The 6,458-nt window shown below is 64.4% G+C and carries 6 protein-coding genes; all 6 read right to left on the reverse strand.

Translation table 11 applies throughout. The features are described 5' to 3' along the window. Positions 1–9 precede the first annotated feature (9 nt). Entirely contained in the window at positions 10–1,110 is a 1,101-nt protein-coding gene (locus HZB53_14115) for a cytochrome c3 family protein (GenBank protein ID MBI5878782.1), read from the reverse strand. A gap of 278 nt (positions 1,111–1,388) precedes the next feature. Then, complete coding sequence (locus HZB53_14120; GenBank protein MBI5878783.1) at positions 1,389–2,366, reverse strand: hypothetical protein; 978 nt, start codon at positions 2,364–2,366, stop codon at positions 1,389–1,391. 207 nt (positions 2,367–2,573) lie between these two features. Next, the gene (locus HZB53_14125; GenBank protein ID MBI5878784.1) at positions 2,574–3,107 is read right to left on the reverse strand and encodes a hypothetical protein; all 534 of its coding nucleotides are present in this window, start codon (positions 3,105–3,107) and stop codon (positions 2,574–2,576) included. Positions 3,108–3,312: 205 nt separating this feature from the next. Then, the gene (locus HZB53_14130) at positions 3,313–4,326 is read right to left on the reverse strand and encodes a hypothetical protein (GenBank protein MBI5878785.1); all 1,014 of its coding nucleotides are present in this window, start codon (positions 4,324–4,326) and stop codon (positions 3,313–3,315) included. Further along, positions 4,326–5,249: a tetratricopeptide repeat protein gene (locus tag HZB53_14135; GenBank protein MBI5878786.1), complete on the reverse strand. Its 924-nt coding sequence runs from the start codon at positions 5,247–5,249 to the stop codon at positions 4,326–4,328. Before HZB53_14135 ends, HZB53_14130 begins: the two co-directional genes overlap by 1 nt. A 146-nt stretch (positions 5,250–5,395) precedes the next feature. Continuing rightward, positions 5,396–5,851 carry a response regulator transcription factor gene (locus tag HZB53_14140; protein ID MBI5878787.1) on the reverse strand — a complete coding sequence of 152 codons (456 nt, stop codon included), beginning with the start codon at positions 5,849–5,851 and terminating at the stop codon, positions 5,396–5,398. Positions 5,852–6,458 lie beyond the last annotated feature (607 nt).

Below are 6,458 nucleotides of genomic sequence, written 5' to 3' on the forward strand. Positions count from 1 at the left end.
AGCTTTCGCTTACTTCTTGTGACAGTCCTCGCACACGCCACGGTTGTTGCGACGCAACAGGGCCGAGTCGCTGGTGGGCGCCACGCCACCGGCGTAGCCGGCCATCGTGGCGCTCGTGCCGTGCGCGTAGTGGCAGGTGATGCATGCGAGTTTGTCGCTGGCTTGCTGGGTCGCCGAATAGCCCGCGGGTTGCTGCAATGGAAGCGATGTGGTCAGGCCGGACGTCGTCGGAACCCCGGTCGTTGTCTTGTGGCGGTAGCGAATTTGCGCGCCATTGCCGTCGGCGGCGTCGAACGCCTGTCCCACGGGTGTTTGTGTTTGCTGATAGAGCATGTGACAACCACTGCACCACGAGGTGATGCCATCGCGGTAGCGTGCTGTGGTATAGTCGGCCACGTACCCGATCTGGTCGGGGTTCAGGCCGCCGGTCTCATTGGACACCACCTGCACGTAACCGGCCAAAGTCGGGTCTTCAAACTCGATCGTCGCCGGGTGCAGCCGGTTCTGCAGCAACCGGTAACTGCGCGCGCCGTGCGGGTCGTGGCAACTGGTGCAGCCCAGCGCCATCTGCACGTTGCCCGCGCCGGCCATCTGGCCGGGCTGCGTGCCGGGGCCCGGGTACCATTCCGGAATACCGCCCCAGTAAAGCCCGGATGACGGGCTGTGGCAGCCCAGACAGCCGGTGCTCGAACTCCACGGCGTGTCGGCACCCCAGGCTGCGCCCAGCGATCCATCGTAGTTGTGCCGCGAGGTCGTGGCGCTACCCTGGTACGTGTTGAAACCGCCGCCGTTCAACGCTGCCCCGGTCGGTGTGTACCGCCCGTCCAGCACGTTGGTATTCGAACCGCCCGAACTCGTACCGTGGCACGTCAGGCAGAGGTCGGAGCGGGAGGTACCGATCAATAGCGGGGACTGCGACCCGGTATGCGCCCGGTGGCAGCCGGCGCACTTGTCGGTGGTGGCCGTGTAGTTGCCGTGCGGGCCACCGTTGGCCTGCGCTGCCTGTGGAAACAGGCTGAACGTCGCCAACAGCGCGACGGCCAGGCCGATAGCGATTCGCAGCGGCCACTTGGTTTTTTGATGAAGTTGTCGATTGTCGTTCACGATCATGGCGCCACTCCAGTACGCGCCGCGTGCTGCGTGCCGTTTGCCGCGCCGGCTGTGACGAGGTTGGGGGAAGACGGCCGAAGCCGCCCTCCCCCCTCCCCGCAGCGCCGGTTCGGCGCATCCACCTCCGCCACGCCGGCCGGGCGGTCGCAGATTGCGCGACCCGCCTGCCGCCGCGCCCCTAGCCGGTTCTGGTTGCGATGGTGTGGAATGATCGAAACCGGCTAAAGATTCGGACGCGAGTGCCAGCGAACGGCTACTCGTGCCTCGAACGGAGCTAACTACTTATTGTGGCATTGCTGGCAGACGCCGCGGTTGTCCACGCGCAGCAGCGAAGCGCCCATCGCGGTGGTCGTGCTGCCCGGCTCCATAACGCCAGCCGAGTAGGTGCTCATCGCCGCGCTCGTGCCGTGCGCCACATGGCAGGTCAAGCACGCTGGGGCCTTGTCGCCCGCGCTGGTAGGCACTGCGTACGTGGCCACGTTGGTGCCGTTGGTCTGATGCCGGTACTTATAGATGGCATCGCCCGAGTCGGCTGCATTGACTGCGTGCAGGCGCGTATGGCAAGTCGTACACCAGGCCGTGATAGCTGCGATCTTGCCGTTGTCCGCATCCGTATCGGTCGCGGACGGATACTTCTGGCCGTAATACTTGTTAGCGGTGTCGCTGACGGTGTACACCTTGGCCGTCGAATCCGCGACGTCCGCAACGCCGGCGGCCTGCGTGAGGTCCGGAGTGCTGCGCAGGATGCGGTAGGTTGCCGTGCTCCCGCTGCCGGCCTTGCCGTGCGGATCGTGGCACGACGAGCATTCGAGCGTAACGCTGGGACCCGCGCCGGAACCGATGGCGCCGTTACCCCACAGGATATCGGCAGCGTAGCCGGCCATGCCGTTGACCTTGTGCTGCGAGGTCGAGGCAATCGCCGCGCCGGGCGCCGCGACGGCCAGCGTGGTGTTCATGAAGGTGGTGTTAAAGCCGCCGCCCTTCAGCGCCTTGCTGTCGGCGATGTTCTTGCCATCCAGCACGTCGGTGTTGGCGCCGCCGGCCGTCACGCCGTGGCAGGCCGTGCACAGCGCGTAGATCGAGCTGGCCTTCAACAACGGTGTGCCCACGCCGGTGTGTGCGCGGTGGCAGCCAGCGCAGCCGTCCGTGGTGGGTGTGAACCCGCCGTGCGGGCCGTTATCGGCCGAAGCGGGGCTGGCCACAAACGCGACGACGACGAGCGTGAGGACCAGTGCGATGATCAGTTGCTTCTTCATTTTGAAGATGCGTCTCCTTGCGAGTTTGAGCTGCGAACGAGCTATTGGTAGACTGCATGCGAGCGTGCTATGTGGTTGACCACCTCCTCTTACTCCGCAATTAGGAACCGAATCCCTCGGAGTCTAGCGACGGGTTCGCGCGTCCGTCGCGTGCCAGGGCCGGCGTCGGCCCGTAGCCCCCGCGTCGTCACGGGAGCATTACGCGCATCAGGATTTCGGGTGATGACACGTCATGCAGGTGTCGTTCGCCCGCCCGGCGTGCGGGCCGGGAATGGCCGGGGCATCGCCCAGGCCTTGCAGGTGGCAGGCCAGGCACTGCTCGCGGCCGGCCACCGGGTGTTTGAACGGCGCGGGCGTCGGCTGCGGCGCGCTGGGACTCAGCGCGTGGCAGCCGCGGCAGGTGCCGTTCGTGCGCCGCAAATGGTCTTTGGGCACGCCGAAGTACGTCGGGCTTAGATGGCAGCCCAGGCAGTCGCTCCGCCCGGTCAGTTCGTGCGGAATGAACGGCGGCGGCGGCGGCGGCGGCGGTGGCAGCCCCGTCGCAAACGGCGCGGGCGTGGACGTGGGGCCGGAGAGCGGCGCCGTGGGGCGCGGCTTGCCCAGCACCGGCGTGCCGTAAGTCTCCTCTTTCGACGAGACGCCGGGGATCGCCGTGGGCAGTTCGCGGCGCTCGCCGAGCGACGGCGCGCACGCCGCCAGCGCCAACCACAACACGACCATCCACCAACCCAACCGTTTCACTCATTCCGCCTCAGAAGACCGTTAGAGTTTTCGAAACCCGCAGCCTCACGCATCCCGCAGCCTGCCCTAATGCGGGTACACCCGCAAAGTGTCGGAACGGTGCGCTGACGGTAGGGGCCGACCTGCGTGTCGGCCCGCAGCGCGCTAAGAGGGCGCACACGCCGGTGCGCCCCTACCTGATCCCGACAATTCCTGGGCATACCGCCTAATACAGCCACACCTGTACGCGATTGTTGCTGCGGTCGGCGATGTAGATGCGACCGTTGCCGTCAATCGCAATATCGTTCGGGAAGTTGAACAACCCTTCGTCGACGCCGAAGTCGCCGAAGCTGAACAGCGGCTCGGCTTTCGGCTGCCTGACGTCGTAGACCTTGACTTCCTGGCCGACGGCGTCCACCACATACAACCGCTGCATGTCATCCAGCGCCAGGCCGCGCGGCAGCCCGAAGCCGGAGATCACGTTGATTAGCCGGTTCTGCTTATCGAAGACCTGCACGCGTCCGTTGTTGCTATCGCTGACATAGGTGCGTCCGTCGGCGTCGGCGATGACCGAGTTCGGGAACGAGAACTCGCCCGGCTCTTTGCCTTCCTTGCCAAGCGACTGCGCCATCGCCAGCCCGTTGCCGCGCACCACACGGTGCCTGGTCGCAGTGACTTCGGTGACGAGCAGATCGCCGCCGACGAAACGCAGGCCGAGCGGCATCCAGCCATCATCCGTCCACGGCGTCAGGCTACTCAGGAAGTTGCCGCCCGCGTCGTACGTGTCCACCGACTTGCGCAGGCGGTCGCTGACGAAAATCTTGCCGCTCGCGTCGACCGCCACATAGGCCGGGGCGCGGGTTCCGATGGCCGACTTGGGCGGCGCAAAGCCAAACAGCGGCTTGCCGGCGCCGTCGAACGCGCGCACCATCCGCTCGCCTTCACTCTCCGTAGCGTAGATACGCTCGCCGCCCCACGTCACGGCCACGCTCCATGGCTCGCGCACGCCGTAGATCGAAAACAGATAGTGCGGCTTGATGATGCCCGAGATCGGACCCGTCGCCGGCAGAATGCGGCTCAGCGGCTGGCGCGTCGTCAGGTACTGGCTCCACAGGAACACCGACAGGCCGATCAGGCATAGCGGGATCAACAGGATCAGGAAGCGGCGGCGCGGCTTGCGCTCGTCGTTCACCGGCTCGACGGATCCTTCGTCGACGGTTGCTTCGATCGGTTCGCTCATTATTTCGACTCCTGCGACACGCGGCCAAGCGCCTGCGAGGCCGCGATATCCTGCGGATTGGTCGCCAGATAGGTCTTCAGCGCGGCGGCGGCTTCAGCGCGCCGGTTGAGCTTCTCATAGGCCAGGCCGAGGCCGAGGTAGGCCGACGTCAGGCCGGGGTTGTCCTTCACGAGCGCTTCGAATTGGGTCGCGGCGGCCGCGGCGTCGCCCTGCGACAACTGCGCCATCGCCCGCGCGATATTCGCCTCCGGGATCTTGCCCAGCGCGGAATAGCTCTTCACCATGCCCTGATAGGCTTCGGTGAAGTCCGGCACGAACCGCACGGCGTTTTGGAAAGCGGCGACCGCCTGCGTATGATCGTTCGCTTTCTGATACGCCGTACCGAGCATATACAGCGCGTCGGAATCGGTGCGGTTGATTACGGTGGCTTGCTTGAACGCCGCCAGCGCTTTGTCGTTATCGCCCTGTTTGTCGTACAGCACGCCTAGCTGGTAGTACACCAGTTCCATGCGCGGGTCGAGCTGCGCCAGCGGGTTGTCTTTGTAGCGGTCGATCAACTGCTGGTACGTGGCGATCGCGCCGGCGTTGTCGCCCTTGGTGGCGTAGGCGCGGCCCAGCAACACAATCGCTTCCATGTGATTGGGATTGATCTTGAGCGCTTCCCCCGCCTGAACAATCGCCTGGTCAACCAGTCCCTTGTCCAGATAGAACGCGGCCGTCGCCACGCGCAAGTCGGCATTCTGCGGGTTCTTGAGGACCATGTCTTCGAGGTGCTGCGCCTGCTGGTCGGCCGCCTGCTCGGAGACGTGCACGTAGCGGTCGTAGTAGTAGTAACCGCCAAAGGCGGCCAGCGACAGCAACGCCAGCGTGCAGGCTAGCCAGAATGTCCAGTCGAACCGCTGCGCGCGAATCGGTTTGATCATAAGCCTCCTACCGGCGCGCGAGGCGCCAAGAACACAAAAAACCTTGCCGGACGGTCGCCGTACATCAGCGCCGTTAGCAAGGCGATCATCACCTTACGGATGTGAATGCCGTCATGACATTCACCGTGTTCACTGCCAAACCTGCGTTAATGCGTTGGTCGGGCGCGCCGCCTCGGTTGCCGGCGAATCTCGTCCAGCAGCGTGCTGCTGGCATTGGGACACAGGAACGCCTGCCCCTGCGCCACACAGGCTATCGCATGGGCCAGCGAGCCGGACACGTCCTCAGTCTGCACGAAGCCAGACACACCCATGCGCAACAGTCGCAGCACTGCCGGCAGATTGCCCGCATCGCCCAGCACGATCAGGGCCGGCGGGCGCGCCATCTGCTGCAGCGCTTCAATGCGGTCGAACGTATCGTCCGGCACGCCTTCGATATCAACCACGACGACGGCCGGATGAAACTCGCTGACTATCTGTGGAGTCAGTATGGAGTGCGGGATGCCCGCCGCCATGCGCATGCCGGGACTCAGCACCAGAATGCGCTGAATCATGCCACGCAACGAAGGGCTATCACTAGCCAGCAAGACGGCGATGTCGTCCACGGTGTTCTCTGTTTCTTCGAATTGGTGGTCTTGTGACAGCCCTGCTCCCGGTGTTCGTCTGCGCCCAACCTGTGAATAAGATAACAAACTAGACTACGTTTGTGAATACCGTAACTTATGCGTATCAATTATGAGAAACCACTATTGTTATACCGAAAAGACATTACTCACATGGCCTATTAGACGTTATTTACACGATATTGTTGGTGTAGCTAGTCATAATTCGTTTAATGCTCGAAGAATCCCGGCGTATGTGGCTTGCCACGATACCAATCGGCCCGTTCTCAATCGTGTCGAGGGGTGGACCCCTGGCGGCTTCGGCAGGTCTCAGCCGACGGCCTTGCGTCCACGTGGAGTCGGCCACATGTCGTGCCCCTCGCTGGCTCGTGACCCCCCTGTTCGAAATCGCATTGCGGTGCAGCAATTCTCAATTTGGAGTCTGTCCACCAGGTTGCCCCCTCATCCCCTGGCCCCTTCTCCCCCGCGCGCGGGGGAGAAGGGGAAAAGCTAACGGGGATTGGCGCGGCGGCTGCGCCGCCGCGCCAATCCCCTAAGACTCCCGCCCCCTCCCGACTTCGTTGGGAGGGGGTCAGGGGGAGGGCAGCGC

The sequence above is a fragment of the Chloroflexota bacterium genome (assembly GCA_016235055.1).
In the GTDB taxonomy this organism is placed as follows: domain Bacteria; phylum Chloroflexota; class Anaerolineae; order JACRMK01; family JACRMK01; genus JACRMK01.